Origin of the sequence: uncultured Campylobacter sp., assembly GCF_938017775.1 — a bacterium.
GTDB lineage: Bacteria > Campylobacterota > Campylobacteria > Campylobacterales > Campylobacteraceae > Campylobacter_B.
Window position 1 is genome coordinate 1 of sequence record NZ_CALIIU010000076.1, and the last position, 1012, is coordinate 1012.

At 43.7% G+C, this 1012-nt stretch carries 1 protein-coding gene; it reads right to left on the reverse strand.

Translation table 11 applies throughout. The annotated features are described in order from the left end of the window. Positions 1-21: 21 nt before the first annotated feature. The gene (locus Q0537_RS09840) at positions 22-831 is read right to left on the reverse strand and encodes a hypothetical protein (protein WP_299227706.1); all 810 of its coding nucleotides are present in this window, start codon (positions 829-831) and stop codon (positions 22-24) included. Positions 832-1012 lie beyond the last annotated feature (181 nt).

A 1012-nucleotide genomic window follows, 5' to 3' on the forward strand; every position in this document is an offset into this window, starting at 1 on the left:
AAAATTTCCCGCGCGACGCTTTTATCCTTTTATATCTTCGATCACCTCTTCTATGAAACGAGCGGTATCAACTAGCCTAAAGCCCCATATTTTGGGATCTGCCGTGATTTTATTATAAAAATCTTCCAATTCTTTCGCAGGAGATAATTCGCCCAATTTAAACGGGGCTAATTTTACCTTTCCAATCTTTTTTAGATAAGGCAGCAGCTCCTTTAAATCCTTATGATTAAACCAGCGGTCCGCTCTAAGGAAGCCGCCGTTTTTCGAGCTCGCGATCTTGCTTTTTAAAAAATCGTCCATGCCGGGCGGCTCTTTTTGCAGCAGTCTGGTGCAGGCCAGATGATACTCGAGCTTCCTGGGCGTTTGATCTACTGCCGAGACAAAACAAACGCCGTATCCCTGCTGCATCCGGATAGACAAAACGTCGCCCTCCTCAAAATACGGCGTTTTTTGCTTCGAAATTTTGGGCCGTTTAAGCGGTCTTGGATTTTCGCTTTTTAGCTGAAGCGCCAATTTGTCAAGCGCTTTTTGGCGGCTCTTTTGAGATCTGTCAAAGACCTTATTCCACATCTGACTTGCGCCGCCTTTTATGATAGCAAGGGCTTTTTCGCGGATTTCGTCGTTTAAAAAGCCGATCTTCCAAAGCGAATACGCTAGGGCCGTCCAATAAATCTCGCTATAAAGCTCATCGGCGCAGAAATTTTCCGCCTGCGCCAAAACATCTTGCAGTATCGTTTCAACATTTTCGCCGTCCTTGTATCGCTCGGTAATGGTTAAATAGATATCGTATCCGTCGTCGCTATCGATGATTTTCACCCCGTCTATCGCCATTTTTTCTCCTTTATCTTGGACTTTTATCTGCCGATTTCGCTGAGCCGAATTTTATCAAAATTTGAGCGCTTAAAATATAAATCGCACAGTAGCGATACTTTAAGCATTACTGGTTATTCATTGCGCTATTGCGTCGCGCGATTAAATTTCATTCACATAAAATAGCTGCTCGCTAAATTCT